This is a genomic window from Mesorhizobium sp. M4B.F.Ca.ET.214.01.1.1 (genome assembly GCF_004791545.1).
Classification (GTDB): Bacteria; Pseudomonadota; Alphaproteobacteria; order Rhizobiales; family Rhizobiaceae; genus Mesorhizobium; species Mesorhizobium abyssinicae.
On sequence record NZ_SRUX01000071.1, the window covers coordinates 1 to 442 of the forward strand.

At 55.9% G+C, this 442-nt stretch carries 1 pseudogene; it reads right to left on the minus strand.

What is annotated here, in order from left to right:
- Positions 1 to 204 precede the first annotated feature (204 nt).
- Positions 205 to 327 (minus strand): annotated as a pseudogene (locus EN857_RS33330) (MucR family transcriptional regulator); the annotation flags it as partial.
- Positions 328 to 442 lie beyond the last annotated feature (115 nt).

Sequence of the window (442 nt, forward strand, 5' to 3'; positions counted from 1 at the left end):
GCTTGAGCGAGAGGCCTGCCGTTCAGCAAGCCGCCTGAAGCTTGGGGGGCGTCAGCGATCGATGGGTGCACATGATCCATCACCCGTCGTGCGTCTCAAATGCGGAACAAGCGGCAGAAGGCACATACTTGTCTGGTCCTCCAGCTTTCGAATCCGGAGCGCAGGATTAGACCTCCTTTCGCCGAGTGGTATCTTGCTTGCGAGTCACTTTCTGGTTCCCCTGGCAGCGGTTTTCCGGCTCAGCCCACTCGATTTGGCGAGAGCAGACCTTTGAGCCGCATAGTTCGCAGCCACCATCGGGTAATCCCGCGCGAGACGGTATTCATTCCGCTCGCTGTGAAGACGACCTATATGAGGTAACTGCCCCATCCGTCTCTCAATTCACATTTCAACGACGGCTACTTGCGAATGTTAGCTGACCCTGATACACTATTTCCAATCC